We start from the raw sequence: 20,101 nt of genomic DNA, 5'->3' as shown, positions 1-20,101 counted from the left end.
ACCCGATCCGACAACCGCTCACCGACGACCTTTACCTGACCCGCACGTGGCACGACCTGACCAACGACCGAATTAGACCTAAGTTACCGGTATTGAGGCTAGTACGGCGAAGTCAACTTGGACCTTGTTCCACGGCGGTCAGGTACTCGATCCCGAGGCGGGCGAGGCCGGTCGGGCCGACGTTCTGGTCCGGGACGATCGCATTCACACCGTCGGCGCCGATCTCGGTACGGAAGTTCTGATCCCGCGCGGCGAGGAGCTCACCCGGATCGACGCAGATGAACGCCGAGGGGCCTATCGGACCCCCACTCTATCGATCTCGATCGATAGAGTGGGGTGGTGAGTACCCCCATCGCAGCGAGTTCCCCGCTTTTGCCCGAAGACGCCGACCGGTACGCGCGCTGGTTCGCCTGTCTGGCCGAACCGGTGCGGGTTCGGCTGCTGCACGCGGTCGCCGCCACGCCGGGCGGCTTGACGGTGGGTGCGCTCACCGAGGTGCTGGGAGTCGGCCAGTCGACGGTCTCCCATCACATCCGGACGCTGGCGAAGGCGGGGTTCGTCAATGTCCGTAAGGAGCGGACCGCGACCGTGGTGACGGTGAACGCGGCCTGTTCTGCGGCCTTTCCGCAGGCGGCTGACGCGGTGATGGGTCTGCTCGGCCCGCGATCAGCTACGCCGGTCACGGGCCCGGACGACGTGCGGGTGCGGGCGTTGGCTGAGCCCGACTGGGATGCGGTGCTGCGCATCTACGCGGCGGGGATCGCGACCGGGAATGCGACGTTCGAGACGGTCGCGCCCAGCCAGAAGGCGCTGGACGCGAAGTGGCTGCCGGGTCACCGGTGGGTCGCGGAGATCGACGGCGCGGTGGTCGGCTGGACCGCGTCCACGCCGAGCTCGGCGCGCGAGTGCTACGCCGGGGTCGTGGAGACCTCCGTCTATGTCGCCGAGTGTTACCGCGGGCGGCGGATCGGGACCGCGTTGCTGCACCGGCAGGTCACCGCCGCCGACGAGGACGGGCTGTGGACGTTGCAGACCTCGATCTTCCCGGAGAACCGCGCCAGCCTCGCGTTGCACCACGCCGCCGGCTATCGCACCGTCGGGATCCGCGAGCGCATCGCGCGGCGCGAGGGCGTCTGGCGCGACACCGTGCTGCTCGAGCGGCGGTCGCCCTCGGTGTGACCCGTCAGAGCGGCCCGTCGGAAGGGGTTCGTTAGTGGGGCTTGGTCTCGATCGGGGCGATCGCGCTGGTGATGGCGGCAAGTGCTCCGGGAGCGCCGGAGGCAATCCGGTAGTAGGCCCATTTGCCGCGCTGTTCGCGCTCAACCAGGCCGGCCTCGGTGAGCAGCTTCATGTGGTGGGACACGGTCGGCTGGGAGAGGCCGACGGGCTCGGTGAGGTCGCAGATGCACGCCTCGGCGCCGTCGGAGGCGGCGATGAGCGAGACCAGCCGGACGCGGGTCGGATCACCGAGAGCCTTGAAGACACGGGCCAGGGCGGCCGCGGCGTCCGCGTCGAGCACGCCACCGGTGGCCGGGGAACAGCAGGCCTCCATCGCCAGGGGTAGGGCGGCGCGAGGGGTCATGTGTCCAGTCTGCCACCTCGCATTGACAGATGTCGATATGAGGGTGAGGCTAGGTCGTATTCACGTTCTTCGATGCGATGGAGGTGTGGGGTGTCCGAGCTACCGGTCGTGGTGATCGGCGCGGGTCCGCAGGGTCTGGCGGCGGCAGCGCATCTGCGCGAGCGCGGTCTGACGCCGCTGGTGCTCGAAGCGGGGCCTGTCCCGGCGCACGCGGTGAGTCAATGGGCGCACGTGCGGCTGTTCTCCGGCTGGAACGAGCTGGTCGATCCGGCCGCCGCGCGGCTGCTGGAGCCGACCGGCTGGACCGCTCCGTCCGAGGGCTACCCGACCGGCGGCGAGTGGATCTCGGCCTATCTGGCCCCGCTGGCCGGCGCTCTCGGTGAGCAGGTCCGGACCGGGGCGCGGGTGACCGGGGTGTCGCGCAAGGGCCGCGACCGGCTCGTCGACGCCGGCCGCGACGAGCAGCCGTTCACCGTGCACGTCACCTACGCCGACGGATCAGAGGAGAAGGTCGACGCGCGTGCGGTGATCGACGCCTCCGGCACCTGGACCGCCCCGAACCCGGCCGGGGCCGACGGGCTCCCGGCGCTCGGTGAGCGGACTGCGGTCGAGGCGGGCGTGGTGTCTTTTCTGCCGCCGAAGCCGGAGCAGGTCGAGCAGCTCGCGGGCACGCACGTGGTGGTGGTCGGCTCTGGGCACTCGGCGATGACCGCGGTGATCCAGCTAGGTGCTCTTGCCGCCGCTCACCCCGGCACCCGGATCTCGTGGGTTGTCCGGCGTGGGAGCACCGGGATCTCTTTCGGTGGCGGTGCCGCTGATGAGCTGCCGCAGCGTGGTGCGCTCGGCTTGGGCGCGAAGGCCGTCGTCGACGAGGGGCACGTGGCGCTGGTGACCGGGTTCCGGACCGACCGCATCACCCTCGCCGATGGGAAGGCCGTGTTGATCGGCGAGGACGGCACCGAGTTGGCGCCGGCCGACCAGGTGATTGTGCTCACCGGTTTCCGCCCCGACCTGTCGTTCCTCACGGAGGTGCGCCTGGAACTGGACGCCACCCTGCAGGCGCCGGTGCGCATCGCCGCGGAGGTGGACCCGAACCTGCACAGCTGCGGCGACGTTCGGGCGACCGGCGCCGCCGACCTGGCTCACCCGGAGAAAGACCTGTACCTGGTGGGGATGAAGTCCTATGGCCGGGCGCCGACGTTCCTGGCGATGACCGGCTACGAGCAGGTCCGCTCGGTCGCCGCGCAGCTGGCCGGGGATCACGAGGCCGCGGCCCGGGTCGAGCTGGTCCTGCCCGACACCGGTGTGTGTGGCGGGAGCGGCGCGTTCGACGACCCGGCTGGCGCATCTGGTGGCTGCTGCGGCGCTCCGGCGTCCGGGCCGGAGCTGATCATGCTGTCCGCTCCGACGCGCTGATCGATGACCCAGCGCTCAGCTCTCTCCCGTCCCCAGCCGGGGCTTCCGGCGTGTCGGCGGGAGCTGGGCTGGGCGCTGGGCGTGCTCTGCCTGACCGAGATCGTCTCCTGGGGCGTGCTGTACTACGCCTTCCCCGTGCTGGCCGCGGGCATCACCGCCGACACCGGCTGGTCGACGCCGGTGATCACCGCCGCGTTCTCCGGCGCGCTGGTCATCTCGGCGCTGGCCGGAATCGCCGTCGGGCATGTCCTGCACCATCACGGGCCGCGGTGGCTGATGGCCGGCGGCTCGGTCCTCGCCACGGCGGCCGTCGTGCTCATCGCGACCGCACCGACGCTGCCGGTCTTCCTCGCCGGCTGGGTGCTGGCCGGGTTCGCCATGTCGTGCGTGCTCTACGCGCCGGCGTTCGCCGCGGTCACCGTCTGGTTCGGAGCCGGACGGGTCCGGGCGCTGACGACGATCACGCTGGTCGCCGGGTTGGCCAGCACGGTATTCGCTCCGCTCACCGCGGCGCTCGACGAGCACCTGACCTGGCGGCAGACCTACCTGGTGCTAGCGGCCGTCCTGGCGGTGCTGACGATCCCCCCGCACCTGTTCGGCCTTCGCCCGGCCTGGCCGTCTACGACGAGGTCACCGCCCTGGCTCTCGCCGAGGGTGACCTCCCGGCAGCGACTCGTGCGGTGCTTGCGCTGGCCCGTGGGCAGCGGTTCGACGTCGGTGCCGGACTGCTGCCGGCTCGCCTGCACGCGGTGTACGTGCAGGTCGCCGACCCGGCCGCCAAGGCGCGGCTCGCGGCCACGATCGCCCGGGTCTGGGCCTACAGCAGCCAGCCCAGCCGGGCGGCCGGCTTCGCCGATCAAGCCGTCGCGCTCGCGCGCACCAGTTCGGACCCCGCTGTGCTCGCCGACTGTCTGGATGCCGCGTTGACCGCGCACTGGGGCCCCGACGATCTTCCGCGACGACGTGAATGGGCGGCCGAACTCGACGAGACGGCCGCGCATCTGCTCGACCCCCGGCCCCGGCAGCAGGCCCACCTCTGGGGCGTGACCGTGGCGTTCGAGACGCTCGATCTGCCCGCGATCCACCGCCAGTTGCGCGCGCTCGAGAGACTCGGCGAGCACTCGGCCGAAGCCCGATTCTTCGGCGCGTCCCGCCGCCTGGCCGTCGACCTGATGCGCGGCCGCTACGACACCGCGCCGTACCTGCGCGAGGTGGCGCGCGTCGCGGCGGCCGAGACGTTCATCGCGGACGGCGAAGCCGTGCGTCACGCGATGACCGCCTATCCGGCGCTGATGACCGGCGACCAGAAGACCTGCGCCGACGAGGCGGTCGTGTACGAGGAGTTCGGCCTGGCCGAAGGCTCACCGACGGTGCTCGCCGAGGGGGCCTGGGCCTGGGTCTGGGTCGGAGCGGGACAACTCGACCGTGCCGCGGCTCTCGTCGGGCACCTCGGGCCGGTCACTCTCACCGGTTTACCTCGTGACGCCGACTGGCTGCTCACCCTCCAGTGCACGCTGGAAGCCGCGATCGCGACGAGAACCCTCGACGTGATCGACGTGGCCGTCGATCTACTCGCCGCGTACGAGAGCCGGGCGGTCGTCAACGCCGGAGCCGTCATGTTCCATGGCGTCACCGACGACACGCTCGCTCGCGGCCACGCGATCCTCGGCCACGACGCCGTCGCCGAGCGTCTCCGGGACCAGGCACTCGCGACGTACCGGCGCATCGGTGCGACCTGGTGGCGTGAACGGCTGGAAGGCTGGTCGGTACCGGTGGCCGCGCCCGGCGCTTCCTTCGTCCTCCGGCCGCTGGCCGGTGGGCTGTGGCAGCTCGGGTCCGGCGCGGAATCGTCGATGGTTCCCGGCGTGAAGGGCTTCGAGTACCTCCACCGGCTGCTGTCCGCGCCGGGAACCGACATCAGCGCGCTGGACCTCACCGGCGCCGGCGCCGTTCAGCCGGAGGCCGGAAACATTCTGGACGAGCGGGCGATCGCCGCGTACCGCCGCCGTCTGGCCGAGCTCGAAGGAGGCGCCGGATCCGGCGCGGAACAAGACGCGCTGCGGGCGCAACTCAACGCCGCGATCGGACTCGGCGGACGTCGGCGCGGGACCGGATCCACCGCCGAACGCGCGCGCGTAGCGGTACGCAAGGCCATCGTCGCCGCGCTGCTGCGCGTCGCCGAGGCCGACCCCGCCCTCGGTCGCTACCTCTACGAGCACATCCGGACCGGGTCCGTCTGCCGCTACGATCCCAGCGCACCGGTGCGCTGGGATCTCGGCAACGATCAGAGTTGACGGCGGGAAGATGCTCCACGTCAGCGACGGAAGACCGGCAGGACGTGTTCGGTGATGCTTTCGGCGGCGCGGGCCGCGCGGGCTTTCCGGGCCCGGCTCGGCGATTCAGTTGCTGATCAATCTGGCCGCGATCGTGGTTGCCGGTGTACTCACGCTGCTGGTGCAGCGCACGGTATGGAAGCAGGCCCGGGTCAACTGAGGCCGACGAGCACCGAGGCCAGGATCGACCGGCGATCATCGGAGACCAGGCTTTCCGGCGCACCTGGGTGTTCGCAGACCTACACGCCGTGGCCGGGAACGGGCTGCTGGTAGACGTCCGGGACGCCGTCGCGGTCGTCGTCGCGGGTGTCGTCCTCGTGCATCCGCCGGTAGACGCGGTTGCGTATCCGCAGGAGCAACGTGGCCAGCAGCGCCGCGACCAGCGAACCGGTCAGCACGCCGACCTTGACGTGCTCGTCGCTGCCGCTGCCCGCGCCGAACGCCAGCTCGCCGATCAGCAACGAGACGGTGAACCCGATCCCGCCGAGCATCGCCAGGCCGAACACGTCGATCCAGGCCAGGCCCGCGTCGAGGCTGGCGCGGGTGAAGCGGGAGACCAGCCAGGTCGTGAGCGTGATCCCGATCGTCTTGCCGGCCACGAGGCCGACGGTCACTCCGACGGCGATCGGGTCGGTGAGCGCGGTCACCAGCCCATCGAGGCCCCCGACGGTGACGCCCGCGGCGAAGAACGCGAACACCGGCACCGCGATGCCGGCGGAGATCGGCCGGAACCGGTGCTCGAAGTGTTCGGCGAGACCCGGGCCGTCGCCGGGCGTCCGCCGGAGAACGGGAACCGCGAAACCGAGCAGCACCCCGGCGACGGTCGCATGCACGCCGGAAGCGTGCACGAGTGCCCAGGCCAGGAACGCCAGCGGCAACAACAGCCACCACGACCGGACCCGCCGCTGGACCAGCAGCGTGAACAGCCCGAGCGGGACGATCGCCGCGAGCAGCGGCAGGATCTGCAGGCTCTGCGTGTAGAAGACAGCGATGATGACGATGGCCAGCAGATCGTCGACCACCGCGAGGGTGAGCAAGAACGTGCGCAACGCGGCGGGCAGGTGGCTGCTGATCACCGCGAGCACGGCGAGCGCGAACGCGATGTCGGTGGCGGTCGGGATCGCCCATCCGCGGAGCGCCCCGTCGCCGATCGCGTTGATCGCGACGTAGAGCAGTGCGGGAACCGCGACGCCGCCGACCGCGGCAGCGATCGGCACGGCGGCGCGGCCCGCATCACGCAGGTCGCCGGCGACGAACTCCCGCTTGAGTTCCAGACCGGCGACGAAGAAGAAGATCGCCAGCAGACCGTCGGCCGCCCAGTGACCAACGGTCAGGTCGAGATGCAGAGCTTCGATCCCCACGTGGGTGTCCCGCAGCGTCGAGTACCCGTCCGACCAGGGCGAATTCGCCCAGACCAGGGCGGCGACGGCCGCGACGAGCAGCAGCGCGCCGCCGATTGTCTCCTGGCGGAGGATGTCGGCGATACGGCGGGCCTCGGGCCACGAACCACGGGACAGCAGACGCGGTGAACGCACGGAGGTCTCCCGGTGTCAGGGGTCGGGTCGGACATCGCCGACCAGACTTCCCGGCACACCTAACACGGATTTTACCTGGTGAATCGGCCGAGCGTGCCGGGGCCGTAGCCTCGACGCCGAGCAGCACGCCTGGTCGAAGGTGATGTGCCCGGCCGGCGTCCGCTGGCTCCGTGCTGTCCGGCCCACCCGGGCACGACCGTCGGCCGGACGGCGCATGCCCGGTACCGCTGCGAGGTTCGGTCGGCAACCGGGCGCCAAAGCCCGGGTCCGCCGCGGACGCTGTCCGCCGTGCGTCCGGCCCCAGTGATCGCTACGGGAACACAGCGGGACACAACCGGACCCGCCTTCCCCCGCAGCGCGAACGAAGCCAACGCAAACGAAACGGCCCGCTACCAGCGTTTCCGCTGGTAGCGGGCCGTTCACCCAGGCGTGGCGGGTGAAGGATTCGAACCTTCGTAGGCTGAGCCGACGGATTTACAGAAGTCGACTAGCGTGTTGCTACAAGCCTGTGAGCTGCTGAAATGTGGCTAGTCGCAGCTGTGGGCGTGGGTCGTGTCCACCGCTCGTCCGTGGCGGCAGAATCGCTCAGCCGGTGGTTGCTACCGGCAGTGGGTTGACGCGGCCTCGCTTCTGGCCGCGCCGCACCCATCAATACGCGTCTGCGTGGCGTTGGCATGGTCTACGGGACTGAGCCTGCGGGGACGATCCATTCGACGGGTTGGCCGGTGATGGCGGCGATGGTGTCGTAGTCGCGGTCGTAGTGCACGACGGTGGCGTTGTTGAGTTCGGCGGTCGCGGCGATCAGGAGGTCGGGGACTCCTGGGCCGCGGTGCTGTCCGGCGCGGACGAGTTGGCGCTGGACTTGGCGGGCGCGGTCGGTGACCGCGGGGGTGAGCGGGAGTTGTTGGTAGAGCTCGGCGCGGTCGGCGGCGACGGAGTCGAATTCGGTGAGGTTGCGGGCGCTGTAGCCGATCTCCAGGTCGACGATTGCGCTGGTGGCCAGGACGCCGGTTTCGTCGAGGCGGATGAGCGCGGCCTGGACGGCTGGTGAGCGGGCCACGCGGGCCAGAGCGCTCTTGTCGATCAGATACAGGGTGGTCACGCCCAGGCGCCGCCCATGACCGAGTCGTCGCCGAGGTCGGGGCCGCCGGCGCTGTTGAGCAGTTGCGCACGGCGCTTGGCCTGCCGTTCGGCGGCGGCGACGGCAGCGGCTAGCGCGGCGTGGATGGTGTCTTTTTTGGTGGATGTGCCCAGGACTTTGGCTGCGGCTTCGGTCAGGTCGGGGTCCAGGTCGATGACGGTCTTCATGTTTCCGCCCTCCTCGTATATACAGGATATACACGAGGATGACGGTGGGCTACCGCCGATGGCAGGAATCAGCCGACGGGCGAGCAGCAGGGCCTCTGGCCACTTCGTCGCATGGCGCCGGGCGTTGGTCGCTGGCTCGGTCGGCCGAGAGGAGCGGAAATGCGCGACATCCCGGAGGTCCACGCCGACGAAGAAGACGAGCGTGCAGATCTGTTCTCGGCGCTCGTCGACCGATTCGGTCGCGTGGGTGGCGTAGAACTCGAGCTGCCCATTCGGGCGACTCCATCGCGGGCTGCGACGGTAGGTTTCGGTTGTGACTGAGCAGTCTCTGCCCGAGGGCGAACATGTCACCGCGGTGCTATTTGAACGCGCAAAGGCATCCCGGCAGCGTCGGATGCTGGGAGCGCGGGCGGCCGGTCGTAGTGGGCGGCGTGACGTCTCCGAGAACACGGGTGAGATCCTGCGGCAAGAGGTGTCGCTCTGACTCTGGTCTGGCTGCTGATCGGTAGCGCGCGGAACGGCCCGACCCCCGTAGTTTCATCTCTGTGGCCCCTGACCTTCGTGACGAACTCCGCCGGCTGGTGGACGGCTTGCCGGATGAGCAGGTCGCGCCGATGCTGGCGTTGGTCCGCGCCGCGATTCGAGACCACCCTGCTGGCACAGCCGAGGCACCGCCTCGCCGGAGGACGCTCTCCTTCGCCGGCCTGATCTCCGCTGAGCCGGACTTGGCGCAGCGAACCGAGGAAATTCTCCGCGAGGGATCCGGCTGACACCGGTGATCGTCGGCACGGCTCATCGGCACACCGATCGCCGGGCAGGGCGCAGGCCGCCCTGCCCGGCGGATAGGTGCCGGATTCGTGCTGCTAGCGCTGTCGGCGTTCGACCCTGGACTCGCTGCCGGTACGCCGACGGGAACGCGTAGACGACGTGGCGCGTGAGCGAACGTCCGGTCGGCAGCGCAGCCGGTTGCGGTCGTTCGTTCGCGGGTTCGCGCCGAGGAGTACCTCGGCGGTGGCGTCGGCTGCGGCGAATTGGGCGTCGGGTAGCACGGTGGTGTAGGTGTCGGCGGTCAGGGCGATGCTGGCGTGCCCGAGTTGGTCTTGGATGGTCTTCAGGTCGGCGCCGGCGGCGTGGGCGATGGTGGCGGCGCCGTGCCGCAGGTCGTGGAGCCGCACCGGTGGAAGTCCGGTGTCGGGTGACGAGGTCGGCGAAGCGGTGGCTGACGTAGGTCGGCGCGAGGGGTTGGCCGTCGCGGCGGGTGAAGACGTACCCGGTGTCGTGCCAGGCGTCGCCGAGGGTGAGCCGGTCGGTGTGCTGTCGGGAGCGGTGCGCGCGCAGGGTCCGGACGGTGGTGTGGTCGAGGGCGACCGAGCGTCGGCTGGCTTTGCTCTTCGGCGGCCCGACAACGATGCGCCCGGCGACTTCGGTGCGTTGCTGGGTGATGTGGATTTGGGCGGTGTCGAGGTCGACGTCGCACCAGCGCAGCCCGATGCCCTCGCCGCGGCGCAGGCCGCGCAGAGCGTAGAGGTGCCAGAGTGCGTACAGCCGGTCGGTTTTGATGTCGTGCAGGAACGCGGCGAGTTGCTCGGCGGTCCAGACCATGACTGTCTCGCGAGTGCCGTCACGGCGCCAGGCCGCCACCCGCGCTGGTGTCCACAGCGTGGGGTGCGGCCGGTCCGCGGGCGGGAGCTCAACGAGCCGCGCGGGGCTGTCGGGGATGGCACCGTGGCGGACAGCGCTCCGGAGCGCCGCGCGCAGGGTGGCGTGGATGCGCTGGATCGTCGCGGCGCTCAGCGGTTGTCCGTAGCGGTTGCGGCGCCGTCGGAAGCCCGCGTAGGCGGTGGCGATGTCGTTGGTCGTCAGCGAGCGGAGCGGGATGCGCCGGAGAGCGGGGATGAGGAAGTCGTCGCAGTGCTGGGTGTAGCCACGCAGCGTGCTCGGCCGGATCGACGCGCGGGTGGTCAGCCAGTGCCGCAGCCAGGTGTCGACCGTCCACCGCGTGACGTCCGGGTTCGGTGTGCGGAGCTCGGCGAGCGCGAGACGCGCGTGGCGTTCGGAGGTGAAGCCGCCCCGGCGGACCTGCCGGCGACGCCCACTCTGGTCGGTGACGCGGCAGTCGAACTGCCAGCTGCCGTGCCCGCGCTCGGACAGGCGCGGGCAATACCGGTTGCGGCGCCGCCGGCCGCAGGCACATGCCTTGTAGACCGTTCCCTGGCTGGTCATCGTATTCCCCCCGTGAGGTTGACCGCGGTCAGGCCGGGTGCCTGACCGCGATCACCTCCTCGGCGGTCGCCGCTGGATCCTTCGCATGCACTCCGCCGGGCCGGTCTGGTGGTCCGGCCCACGATGTCCGCGGGACCGACGCTGCGGCTGTGCGCGGACGGGTCCTTGCTGATCGGCTCGGAACGGCACTCATGGTCAGCCTGGGGGCGTCAGGCTTCGGGCAACGGCGTGTGGAAGTGCCGGAAGCCGCCGCGGTCGCGGTGCAGGGCCCAGAGGTGGTCGGCGATTGCCGGGGCATTGGTCACCGGGTCGTCGTCGCGGATCGCGCCGGGGACGATCAGCTGGGTGACGTGGATGTCGTCCACGGCGAGGGTGTCGTGCAGCATCTGGGCGTAGGCGCTCTCGGCGGCGAAGGCCACCGAGGTGCCGGCGACGGCCGGGTTGGGGCGAGCGGCGGACCCGCCGTTGACCAGGATGATCGTGCCGCGGCCGAGAACCCCGAGCGTCGATCGTCCTGCAGGACAGTAGAGTCCGCGGGCACTACTTCGCGATTCAGGGCGAGGCCGCTGCTGATCCTTTGCTCGATCCGCGCGTGCTGATCGAGTCCCTGTCGGTCGCTCACACCGGCGGAGAACATCACAACCGTCCAGACGATCCGGAGGAAGACACGCGGGTCGTAGTTCGGGTTCGGATCACGCGTGTCACCGAGATGGGCGGCCTCGATGTCGGCTGATCGTCAGCCGTCCGGTTCGGGCTCCCCCACTGCGAACTGGCTCTGCGTCCATCCGTCATCGTCGGCTGTCTGCAGAGACCAGGCCAGCTGGACTGGCTGGCGGCCCGAATCGGGCGCGAACGGCTGCTCGTCGCGTCGGTCGTCCTCTCCGCGTTCAGCATCTTGCTGCTCCCGGCGCCGGTGCCGATCGCCGTGATGGCGGTCGTAGTCCTTGCCGGGTTCGGTCTGGGGGCCGGCCAGCCGCTGACGATGTCGTGGCTGGCGACATCGACTCCGCTCGGCCTGCGCGGGCGCGCGATGGCACTGCGGCTGACCGGAAACCGGCTCGGTCAGATCGTCGTGCCGACCACCGCGGGCCTGTTCGCGGCAGGCAGCGGACCCGCCGGTGTCCTCGTCCTCACCGCCGGCGCCCTGGGTGCGGCGGCTCTCACCGCAACCACCCTCGTCTCCAAGGAGTCCCGATGACCTTCACCACCGCCGACCTGTACGACGAGCACGGCGACGCCCTGCAGTCGTGCGACACGCAGTTCCGCCAGTTCGGCGCCCGGACGTCGTTCACCGGACCGATCGTCACCGTGGAGTGCTTCGAGGACAACGCGTTGCTCAAAACGGTGCTCTCGGAACCGGGAGAAGGCGGGTACTCGTCGTCGACGGCGGCGGTTCGGTCCACCGGGCGTTGATGGGCGACGTCATCGCCGGGCTGGCCGCCGACTACGGCTGGTCCGGGGTGATCATCAATGGCGCCGTCCGCGACGCCGCCGCGCTCCGGGACATCGACCTGGGAGTCAAAGCGCTGGGCACCAACCCACGCAAGAGCACCAAGACCGGCGCCGGCCGCCGCGACGTCGTGCTGACGATCGGTGAGGCCGAGTTCCAGCCAGGCGCGGTGCTCTACAGCGACGCGGACGGGATCGTCGTCATCGCCGCGCGGATTCCGGGGTCGTTGTCCTGAACCGACTTCGGCCATTCGGATGGCCAGGAGCAGATCGTCCAGTTCCAGACCTGGGCGGAGGTGGCCGGCCTCTCGAGCGTCTGCCACCAGTGATGCGAACGCCGCGGACGTGCGAGCCACCGCGCCGGGAACGGCTCGGGCAGATCGGCCCAGGGGGGCAGTGTGGCTCACGGGGTGTGGGTCTTGTCCCCACGGCGGACAAGCGCATCACGGGTGAGATCCGCGATGCTGGCGTAGCCGTTGAGGCCCATGGTCAGGTCCGCCTCGGCAAGCAGGCAGGAGAGGACGAACTCGATGCCGGCCTGGCCTCCGATCGCGGCGCCGTAACCGTAGGGGCGGCCGATGCCGACGGCGGTGGCGCCCAGTGCGAGGGCCTTGACGATGTCGGGGCCGGATCGCACACCGGAGTCGAAGACGACCGGTATGCCGTCGGCGGCCTCGACGACCGCCGGCAACAGATCGAGGGCGGGAGCGGTGGCGGCCTGCCGGCCGCCGTGGTTGGAGCAGTAGATGCCGTCGACTCCCTCGTCACGAGCGCGGCGCACGTCGTCGGGGTGGCAGATGCCCTTGAGCAGCAGCGGGAGGTCGGTGAGGCCGCGCAGCCATGGGAGGTCGTCCCAGGTAAGTGTCGGGTTGCCGAAGATCGTCGCCCAGTGCATGGTCGCGGCGACCGGATCTTCCTCGGGCGGAGCGGCGAGCCGCGAGCGGAAGATCGGGTCGACGAAATAGTTGGCCAGGCAGTAGCCGCGCAGCTGCGGGAAGGTCGCGTGCTGCAGGTCGCGGGGTCGGTAGCCCAGGGTCCAGGTGTCGAGGGTGACCACGAGACCGCTGAAGCCGGCGGCTTCGGCGCGGCGCACGAGGCTTTCCGCGAGGTCGCGGTCGCTGGGCGTGTAGAGCTGGAAGAACCCTGGGGTATCGCCTAGCGCTGCGGCGACGTCCTCCATCGGGTCCTGCATCAGAGTCGAGGCCACCATCGGCACGCCGGAGGACGCCGACGCGGCGGCGGTCGCGAGGTCGCCGTGCTCGTCGTCGGTCATCACGCCGATGACGCCGATCGGTGACATCAGCAGCGGGCTAGGGAGCCGGTGGCCGAAGAGTTCGACCGACAGATCGCGTTGGGCCGCACCGGCGAGCATCCGCGGCACGATCCCCCACTGCTCGAACGCGGCGACGTTGCCGCGCTGGGTGTGCTCGTCGCCCGCCCCGCCCGCAACGTAGTCGAAGAGCCGGTGCTCCAACTTGTCCTCCGCAGCCGCTTCCAGACCTGCGAAGGTCACCGGGTACGGCGGCGGGTTGTCGCCCTCGAGCCCGGCGAAGTAGAGCCCGAGGTTGAAGTCCGCGTAATTGGCCATCGTCGTGTTCCGCTCCTACTGTCGGTCGAGCCTCTGGGGACCGCTGAGGGAGTCGGCGGAGTTCCGCGAGAACGCGTCGAGAACCGCCGGCAGGATCAATCGCTCCATGAGTCTGGCGTCGACGTTTCCCGGCTCCACGAGCTCCTGGGCGTAGCCACCTTCGCGAAGGGCAACCGCGAAGCGGCCCAGCAGCGCGGGATCGACGACGAGCTCACGGCCCGTCGTCGCCAGCAGTTCGGTGAAGATCCGCCCGATCTCCTGGCGGACCGCTTCGTCCTTGCGGGCCAGGGCGGCCGCCGCCTCGGGATTGCGGATCGCGTACAGCGTGAACTCCGTCGAGATGAGGAACCACTGCCGATCGTTGTCGGCCTGGCCGGCCACGAGGCCGGCGAACCGCTGGAGCGGATCGCTCGCTCCGCGAGCTTGCTCCAGGGCGGTCCGCAACCGGCTGAGCAGCACATCGGCGTGCGCCTCGAACATCGCGAAGAACAACTCGTCCTTGCTCGCGAAGTTGGAGTAGAACGCCCCGCGCGTGAAGCCGCCCCGTTCGCAGATCATCCCGATGCTGGCCCCGTTGAAGCCGCGCTCGGCGAAGACCTCGGCGGCGCTCTCCAGCAGCCGGGCGGTCGTCACCGCACGCTGGCCGGTCGATCCTCGTGGCACTGCGTCTCCTGCCTCATCGTTACGGATACGTTAGTGCATTCATTCGACTTCAGCCAAGCACCTGAACTGGATCTTGACACATCGGTGCAGCGGCTGGAGTATCTGCGAATCGAATACAGGGCTGTATCCGATAGGAAGGAACGTCATGACGAGCACAGTCACGCCCGACGTCCTGGAGATGGTTCGCGCCAGCATCGGACCGGCGCCCGACGACTTCGACCTGCCGCTGCCTCCGGGAAACCTGACCGTCGAGGAGGAGCGGGAGTACCGCAAGCGCGAGCTCGCTGCCGCGTTCCGGGTCTTCGGCAGGCTCGGCTTCTCCGAGGGGGTGGCCGGCCACATCACCGCCCGCGACCCGGAGCACCCCGACACCTTCTGGGTCAACCCGTTCGGCATGAGCTTCAACCAGGTCACGGTGTCGGACCTGATCCACGTCGACCACGACGGCAACCTGCTCCACGGCAAGCGCCCGGTGAACAAAGCGGCGTTCTGCATCCACTCCGAGGTGCACAAGGCGCGGCCGGACGCGGTCGCCGCCGTCCACGCCCACTCACCGAACGGCAAGGCCTTCGCCTCGCTCGGCATCCGGCTCGCACCGATCACGCAGGACGCATGCGCGTTCTACGAGGACCACGGGCTCTACTCCGACTTCCGCGGAGTAGTGAACGACAGCGAGGAGGGTCGCCGGATCGGTGTCGCGCTCGGCGAGGCGAAGGCGGTCATTCTCCAGAACCACGGTCTGCTCACCGTGGGGCAGTCCGTTGCGGCCGCCGTGTGGTGGTTCATCACGATGGAGCGCTCCTGCCAGACCCAGCTGCTGGCGATGGCGGCCGGTACGCCGACCGTAATCGACCACGACACCGCGGTGGCAGTGCGCAACCAGATCGGGAACCCGGTCGCCGGCTGGTTCCAGTTCCGACCCCTGTGGGACCAGGTCGTCGCCGACTCCCCGGACTTGTTCGTCTGACCCGCGCCGACCACTGACCGAAAGGGTTCACAATGACGGAACCCGGCACGTCGCCCTCCGCCCCGCCGCGATCGGTCCCGCATGTCCCGCGAGTGGCGAAGGTGATCGGACTCCTGGTCTTCACCGAGCTGGTCTACGGCATCCTGCGCGGCTTCTACGGCCCGATCATCGCCGATATCGCCGATCACCTCGGGATCTCCGACGGCGAGTTCAACTGGTTCGAGACGACGCAGCACGGCATGGCGGCACTCATGGTGCTCGCCTTCTCCCGGCTCGGTGACATCCGGGGGCACCGGCAGGTCCTGATCTGGACGACCACCCTCACGGCACTGGGATCGTGGATCCTGGTGTTCGCCCCATCGTTCACCACGTTCCTCGTCGGGTACGCCCTGCAGGGTGCGTGCGCCGTGTGGCTTCCGATCGAGATCGCGATCATCTACCGGCGGACGGCGGGAACCGAGCACCAGCACCGAGTGAGTCGTCACGCTGCGGGCTTCCTCGTCGGTGCGTTCTACATCTCGATCATCGTCGGAGCCGTCTTCAGCGGCGCCCTGGCCGGCGCCGTGCCGCTCCCGGTAGTGCTGTCGATCCCCGCAGTGCTGGCCACCGCCTGCATCGTCGTCGTCCGGTTCGGCATCGAGAGCGACGACCCGACTGCGGCCGGGGCGGGCGTGGACCGGGTCGGGCTCGGGCTGCTGGCCGCGTCGCTGGCAGCGTTCCTGACCGGGATGGTGTTGCTGAATCTCCACGGCGTCGCGAGTCCCCTCGCGTGGTTGCTCATCCTCGCGTGCCTGGTCATCCTGATCCCGTTCGCCCGCTACGAAGCACGCCAGAGCCAACCCATGATCGACGTCCGGCTCCTGAAGATCCGCGCGCAGTGGCCCGTGCAGCTGGCGGCACTCCTGTTCGGCCTCGCGGTGCTCGGCGCCGAGATCCCGATCGCCACCTACTTTCGCACGGACCCCGCCGTCGTGGGCTACGGCCTGGGCGTCGGCGCTGGGTTCGTGTCCCTCGGGATCGCGACCCAGGTCGTCTTCATCGCGATCGGCGCGGTCACCTCCCCATTCGTCGCCGGTCTGCTCGGAGCACGTCGGGCGGTCGTGGCCGCGGCATTTGTCGGCGCACTGGGCTTCAGCCTCTGGCTGCCCTTCCACGATTCGCCCGGCCAGGCGCTGGTCAACCTGGCCATCACCGGTCTCGGATCCGGAGCCGTGATGGCCGCCTTCCCCGTCCTGGCCGCTTCGGCGGCCCCGGCGGACCGGACGGGCTTCGCCACGGGCCTGACCAATGCGGCGAAGACCATCGGCGGCACGATCGCGACGGCCGTCTTCGCCATCGTGTTGTCGGCGACCGGTTCCCTGGAAGGCCTGACCGAGGGGTACGCGCCCCTCTCGGGCTATCTCACCGTCTGGTCGACCTGCGGTACCGCCGCACTCCTGGCCGCCTTCACGCTGATGCTGCTCCCGCGGTCGGCCGGGGACGACCGGACGGCCGGCGATCAGCCGGCGACGACGGTCTGATCCGCATCCTCACCTGTTCAGCACGGCGCCCTGAGCCGACGAAAGGACCCCACGTGGCCGTCATCGACCATGTCGAGGTGCACCACCTCGCCGTCCCGCAACCGCACCCGATCCGGAGCAGCTACGGGGCCGCCCTCGACGTCCTGGGTGTGGTGGTGGTCCGGGTCACGGACACCGACGGCGGGGTGGGGGAGGGGTGGACCACCGTCATTGGTGGCGGTGGCGCCTCCGTGGTGTCCTTCCTCAGCACCGAACTGGTTCCACTGGTCATCGGGACGGATCCGGCGCAGGTCCGCGGCCTGTGGCAACGCATGTTCATGCACTCGCTGAGCCGGGGCCGCAAGGGTGTTCCCATGTACGCCATCTCGGCGGTCGACATCGCGGTGTGGGACCTCCGCGCGAGGACGGCGGACCAGCCGCTCCACGCTCATCTCGGCAGCGTGGTCACCGAGGTCCCCGTCTACGGGGACGGCTGCTGGGTCTCGTTCTCGCGCGCCGAGCTGCGGGAGGCGGCCGAGTCCTACACCGCCCGAGACTTCTGGGGCGTCAAGGTCAAGGTCGGAGCAGATCTCGACGACGCGATCCGGCGGGTCGAGATCGTCCGCGACGTCGTCGGGCCGGCCGGTCGCGTCATGGTCGACGCGAACCAGCGCTACAACCTGCTCACCACGCGTCGTTTCGCCGCCGCGGTCGCCGATCTGGACCTCACCTGGCTCGAGGAGCCGATCATCGCGGACTCCATCCACGACTACGGGCGGCTGCACGGCACGATCGAGGTGCCGATCGCTGCCGGCGAGAACGAGTACTCGCGATACGGGTTCCGGGAGCTGCTCGAGCACGAAGCGGTCGACATCCTGCAGCCCGACGCCCACCGGATGGGCGGGGTCACGGAGTTCATGCGCGTCCTCGCCCTCGCCGATGCCTGGAACATCCCCGTAGCCCCCCACACCTCGTGGGAACTGCACAGCCAGTTGGTGTGCTGTGGGACCACGGCCATGGTGGTGGAGTACTACGACTGGCTGCCGGACGACTTCTTCGCGGTTCGTCCGGACATCGTGAACGGTGTCGTGGCGGTGTCCCAAGTTCCGGGAACGGGTGTCTCCATCGATCCCGCGTCGCTCGTGAAGTACCGGGTGGCGCAATGACGTACCTGGTCGGCTGGCGCGAGCCCGGCGGGAACACCGTGGTCGGGCGGCTCATCGAGGATGGCGCCGCCGTCGCGCCGATCTGCGGGCTGCAGGAGTTCTGGTCCGATCCCCACCGCACATCGGCACTGTCGGCGGCCGGACCCGCGCTGGCCGTGGCCGATGTCGACCTGGTGCCGCCCGTGCTTCCCGATGCGCGTGTGATCTGCATCGGTTTGAACTATCCGGCCCACCGGGCCGAGGGGTCGTACGCGGCGGACCCGATCCCTCTGCATCCCACGCTGTTCGCCCGCTGGCCGGCCTCGCTCACGGTCGGGGGCACGGAGATCCCCGTTCCCCCCGATGAGGACGGTCTGGACTGGGAGGGCGAGGTTGTGGCGTACGTCGGTGCGACCCTCGTCGACGCGACGCCGGACGAGGCACTGGACGCGGTGGTGGGCTACTCGGTGTTCAACGACATCACCGCGCGCCGGGCGCAGAAACTGACCTCGCAGTGGACTCTGGGAAAGAACGCCGACCGTTCCGGGCCGCTCGGGCCGCTGGTGCCGGCCGCGGAGGTGGGCGACCTCCGTCGCGGGCTCAGGCTCTGGACGCGGGTCAACGGTCAGGTGGTGCAGGAGGGGCGCACCGACCAGATGGTCTACACCGTCGGGGACACCCTGGCGCTGATCAGCCGCACGTTCGCTCTCCGCCCGGGCGACCTGCTCGCCACCGGAACCCCCTCCGGTGTCGGCTACGCGCGCACGCCGCCCTGGCTGATGCAGCCCGGTGACGTCATCGAGGTCGAGGTCGAAGGCCTCGGCACCCTGCGCAACACCGTGACCGGACCCGACCAGCGCAAGGAGAAGCGTCCATGACCGACCGTCATCTCGCAGGACTGCTGGAGAACTCGGCCAAGCGGTATCCAGACCGCACGGCTGTGGTGTTCGGCGACACCAGATCGACCTACGCACAGATAAACGGGGCGGCGAACCAGGTGGCGAACCTGCTGGTCGAGCATGGCGTGCAGCCGGGCGACCGGGTCGCGCTTTCGTGCCCGAACCTGCCGCTGTTCCCGATCATCTACTTCGGCATCCTGAAGGCCGGCGCGATCGTCGTGCCGCTCAACGTGCTGTTGAAGACGCGCGAGGTGGCCTGCCACCTCGAGGATTCCGGCGCCGTCGCCTATCTCGCGTTCGAGGGCACGGCGGACCTGCCCGTGGGCGACACGGCGCGCGAAGCGGTCGACAGGACCGATGTCGCCCTCGTGGTGTTCGGGGCCGGGCCGGCGCCATGGTCGCAGCAGTCGCCCGTGTTCGAGACGGTCGAGCGCGACGATGACGACACCGCGGTGGTTCTGTACACCTCGGGAACGACGGGGCAGCCCAAGGGCGCCGAGCTGCGGCACCGCAACATGCACTTCACTGCGGTGGCGGGCAGGGCCATGTACGGTCTCGACGCCGAGGAACCCGACACGTTCCTGTGCGCGCTACCGCTGTTCCACGCCTTCGGCCAGACCGTGATCCAGAACGCCGCGTTCGCCTTCGGCGGCACCGTCGTGTTGATGCCGCGTTTCGACGCCGAGTCCGCGATCACCCTCATGCTCCGCGAGAAGGTCACGTACTTCGCCGGCGTGCCAACCATGTACTGGGGTCTGCTGGGCGCGCTGACCCCCGACGTCCCCGTCGCCGAGCTCGCCGCCAACCTGCGCGTCGCCGCCGCGGGTGGTGCGGCGCTCCCCGCCCAGGTGCACAAGAACTTCCAGGACCGTTTCGGAGTGACCATCCTCGAGGGCTACGGGTTGTCGGAGACCTCCGCCATCTCGTCGTTCAGCGTCTCCGGAGAGGAACCTCGCGTCGGTTCCATCGGCAAGCCGATCGCGGGCGTCGAGATGAAGCTCGTCGACGACCACTGGAACGAGATACCCGCAGGTGACCCCGGCGCGATCGGTGAGATCGCGATCAAGGGGCCCAACATCATGAAGTGCTACCACGGCCGGCCCGAGGCCACCGCCGAAGCGATCAGGGACGGCTGGTTCCGCTCCGGTGACCTGGCCAAGAAAGGCGACGACGGCTACTACGTCATCGTCGACCGGTCCAAGGACATGATCATTCGCGGGGGCTACAACGTTTACCCCCGCGAACTCGAAGAGGTGCTGATCACGCACCCCGCCGTCTCGCTCGTCGCGGTGATCGGCGTCCCGCATGACTCCCACGGTGAGGAAATCAAGGCTGTCATCGTCCGCGAGCCGGGCGTCGATGCCACCGAGGACGAACTCGTCGCCTGGGGCAGGGAGCAACTCGCCGCCTACAAGTACCCCCGTCTGGTGGAGTTCCGCGACGCGCTTCCCCTGACGTCCACCGGGAAGATCCTCAAGAGAGAGCTGAGCTGAC

17 protein-coding genes and 4 pseudogenes are annotated in these 20,101 nt (G+C 69.7%); 12 read left to right on the top strand and 9 right to left on the bottom strand.

All coding sequences use genetic code 11. The annotated features are described in order from the left end of the window. Nucleotides 1–339 precede the first annotated feature (339 nt). Complete coding sequence (locus ACIBZJ_RS30350; RefSeq protein ID WP_395935564.1) at nucleotides 340–1,179, top strand: helix-turn-helix domain-containing GNAT family N-acetyltransferase; 840 nt, start codon at nucleotides 340–342, stop codon at nucleotides 1,177–1,179. A gap of 31 nt (nucleotides 1,180–1,210) precedes the next feature. On the opposite strand, the gene ACIBZJ_RS30345 is transcribed toward ACIBZJ_RS30350, so the two are convergent. Beyond that, nucleotides 1,211–1,582, bottom strand: coding sequence for an ArsR/SmtB family transcription factor (locus tag ACIBZJ_RS30345; RefSeq protein WP_395935562.1), 372 nt, complete (start codon nucleotides 1,580–1,582; stop codon nucleotides 1,211–1,213). Between the two features lie 90 nt (nucleotides 1,583–1,672). On the opposite strand from ACIBZJ_RS30345, the gene ACIBZJ_RS30340 reads away from it, so the two are divergent. The 3 genes and pseudogenes from ACIBZJ_RS30340 to ACIBZJ_RS30330 all read left to right on the top strand — a co-directional run bounded on the left by ACIBZJ_RS30340 (nucleotide 1,673) and on the right by ACIBZJ_RS30330 (nucleotide 5,292). Next, entirely contained in the window at nucleotides 1,673–2,998 is a 1,326-nt protein-coding gene (locus ACIBZJ_RS30340) for an FAD-dependent oxidoreductase (protein ID WP_395935560.1), read from the top strand. Between the two features lie 3 nt (nucleotides 2,999–3,001). Next, a pseudogene (locus ACIBZJ_RS30335) lies at nucleotides 3,002–3,664 on the top strand (MFS transporter); the annotation flags it as partial. An 83-nt stretch (nucleotides 3,665–3,747) separates the two neighbouring features. Further along, a complete protein-coding gene (locus ACIBZJ_RS30330; protein WP_395935558.1) occupies nucleotides 3,748–5,292 on the top strand; it encodes a hypothetical protein in 1,545 nt (514 codons plus the stop codon). 278 nt (nucleotides 5,293–5,570) lie between these two features. Here ACIBZJ_RS30330 and nhaA read toward each other — a convergent pair whose 3' ends face one another. The 3 genes from nhaA to ACIBZJ_RS30315 form a co-directional block, all read right to left on the bottom strand. After that, the gene (nhaA, locus tag ACIBZJ_RS30325) at nucleotides 5,571–6,866 is read right to left on the bottom strand and encodes a Na+/H+ antiporter NhaA (protein ID WP_395935556.1); all 1,296 of its coding nucleotides are present in this window, start codon (nucleotides 6,864–6,866) and stop codon (nucleotides 5,571–5,573) included. Nucleotides 6,867–7,545: 679 nt separating this feature from the next. Further along, nucleotides 7,546–7,968 (bottom strand): PIN domain nuclease, encoded by a 423-nt coding sequence (locus ACIBZJ_RS30320; protein ID WP_395935554.1) that lies wholly within the window; start codon nucleotides 7,966–7,968, stop codon nucleotides 7,546–7,548. Continuing rightward, complete coding sequence (locus ACIBZJ_RS30315; RefSeq protein ID WP_395935552.1) at nucleotides 7,965–8,174, bottom strand: type II toxin-antitoxin system VapB family antitoxin; 210 nt, start codon at nucleotides 8,172–8,174, stop codon at nucleotides 7,965–7,967. The genes ACIBZJ_RS30320 and ACIBZJ_RS30315 overlap by 4 nt, the downstream gene beginning before the upstream one ends. Before the next feature lie 159 nt (nucleotides 8,175–8,333). On the opposite strand from ACIBZJ_RS30315, the gene ACIBZJ_RS30310 reads away from it, so the two are divergent. Next, entirely contained in the window at nucleotides 8,334–8,495 is a 162-nt protein-coding gene (locus tag ACIBZJ_RS30310; RefSeq protein ID WP_395935550.1) for a hypothetical protein, read from the top strand. A 542-nt stretch (nucleotides 8,496–9,037) separates the two neighbouring features. Here ACIBZJ_RS30310 and ACIBZJ_RS30305 read toward each other — a convergent pair. The 3 genes and pseudogenes from ACIBZJ_RS30305 to ACIBZJ_RS30295 form a co-directional block, all read right to left on the bottom strand. Beyond that, on the bottom strand, nucleotides 9,038–9,349 hold the full coding sequence (locus ACIBZJ_RS30305; protein ID WP_395935598.1) for a tyrosine-type recombinase/integrase: 312 nt from the start codon (nucleotides 9,347–9,349) through the stop codon (nucleotides 9,038–9,040). A 64-nt stretch (nucleotides 9,350–9,413) separates the two neighbouring features. Then, nucleotides 9,414–10,397, bottom strand: a pseudogene (locus ACIBZJ_RS30300) (tyrosine-type recombinase/integrase); the annotation flags it as partial. A gap of 209 nt (nucleotides 10,398–10,606) precedes the next feature. Next, nucleotides 10,607–10,891 (bottom strand): annotated as a pseudogene (locus tag ACIBZJ_RS30295) (dehydrogenase); the annotation flags it as partial. Nucleotides 10,892–11,166: 275 nt separating this feature from the next. Between ACIBZJ_RS30295 and ACIBZJ_RS30290 the strand changes: the two are divergent. Both ACIBZJ_RS30290 and rraA read left to right on the top strand, forming a co-directional pair. Then, on the top strand, nucleotides 11,167–11,595 hold the full coding sequence (locus tag ACIBZJ_RS30290) for an MFS transporter (protein ID WP_395935596.1): 429 nt from the start codon (nucleotides 11,167–11,169) through the stop codon (nucleotides 11,593–11,595). Further along, nucleotides 11,592–12,082: pseudogene (gene rraA / locus ACIBZJ_RS30285) on the top strand (ribonuclease E activity regulator RraA). The gene ACIBZJ_RS30290 and the pseudogene rraA overlap by 4 nt, the downstream one beginning before the upstream one ends. Before the next feature lie 167 nt (nucleotides 12,083–12,249). On the opposite strand, the gene ACIBZJ_RS30280 reads toward rraA, so the two are convergent. Beyond that, entirely contained in the window at nucleotides 12,250–13,434 is a 1,185-nt protein-coding gene (locus ACIBZJ_RS30280) for an alpha-hydroxy-acid oxidizing protein (protein ID WP_395935548.1), read from the bottom strand. Nucleotides 13,435–13,449: 15 nt separating this feature from the next. Further along, on the bottom strand, nucleotides 13,450–14,097 hold the full coding sequence (locus tag ACIBZJ_RS30275; protein WP_395935546.1) for a TetR/AcrR family transcriptional regulator: 648 nt from the start codon (nucleotides 14,095–14,097) through the stop codon (nucleotides 13,450–13,452). 145 nt (nucleotides 14,098–14,242) lie between these two features. Between ACIBZJ_RS30275 and ACIBZJ_RS30270 the strand changes: the two genes are divergently transcribed. From ACIBZJ_RS30270 to ACIBZJ_RS30250, 5 genes are all read left to right on the top strand, one after another. Further along, on the top strand, nucleotides 14,243–15,064 hold the full coding sequence (locus tag ACIBZJ_RS30270; RefSeq protein ID WP_395935544.1) for a class II aldolase/adducin family protein: 822 nt from the start codon (nucleotides 14,243–14,245) through the stop codon (nucleotides 15,062–15,064). Nucleotides 15,065–15,156: 92 nt separating this feature from the next. After that, a complete protein-coding gene (locus ACIBZJ_RS30265) occupies nucleotides 15,157–16,584 on the top strand; it encodes an MFS transporter (RefSeq protein ID WP_395935542.1) in 1,428 nt (475 codons plus the stop codon). A gap of 53 nt (nucleotides 16,585–16,637) precedes the next feature. After that, on the top strand, nucleotides 16,638–17,729 hold the full coding sequence (locus ACIBZJ_RS30260; protein WP_395935540.1) for a mandelate racemase/muconate lactonizing enzyme family protein: 1,092 nt from the start codon (nucleotides 16,638–16,640) through the stop codon (nucleotides 17,727–17,729). Next, nucleotides 17,726–18,586 (top strand): fumarylacetoacetate hydrolase family protein, encoded by an 861-nt coding sequence (locus tag ACIBZJ_RS30255; protein WP_395935538.1) that lies wholly within the window; start codon nucleotides 17,726–17,728, stop codon nucleotides 18,584–18,586. Before ACIBZJ_RS30260 ends, ACIBZJ_RS30255 begins: the two co-directional genes overlap by 4 nt. Then, nucleotides 18,583–20,100: a long-chain fatty acid--CoA ligase gene (locus ACIBZJ_RS30250; RefSeq protein WP_395935536.1), complete on the top strand. Its 1,518-nt coding sequence runs from the start codon at nucleotides 18,583–18,585 to the stop codon at nucleotides 20,098–20,100. The genes ACIBZJ_RS30255 and ACIBZJ_RS30250 overlap by 4 nt, the downstream gene beginning before the upstream one ends. Nucleotide 20,101 lies beyond the last annotated feature (1 nt).

Origin of the sequence: Cryptosporangium sp. NPDC051539 (assembly GCF_044454545.1) — a bacterium.
In the GTDB taxonomy this organism is placed as follows: Bacteria; Actinomycetota; Actinomycetes; order Mycobacteriales; family Cryptosporangiaceae; genus Cryptosporangium.
The sequence above is the reverse complement of the archived record's forward strand: the minus strand, read 5'-3'. Positions and strand labels throughout refer to the sequence as shown.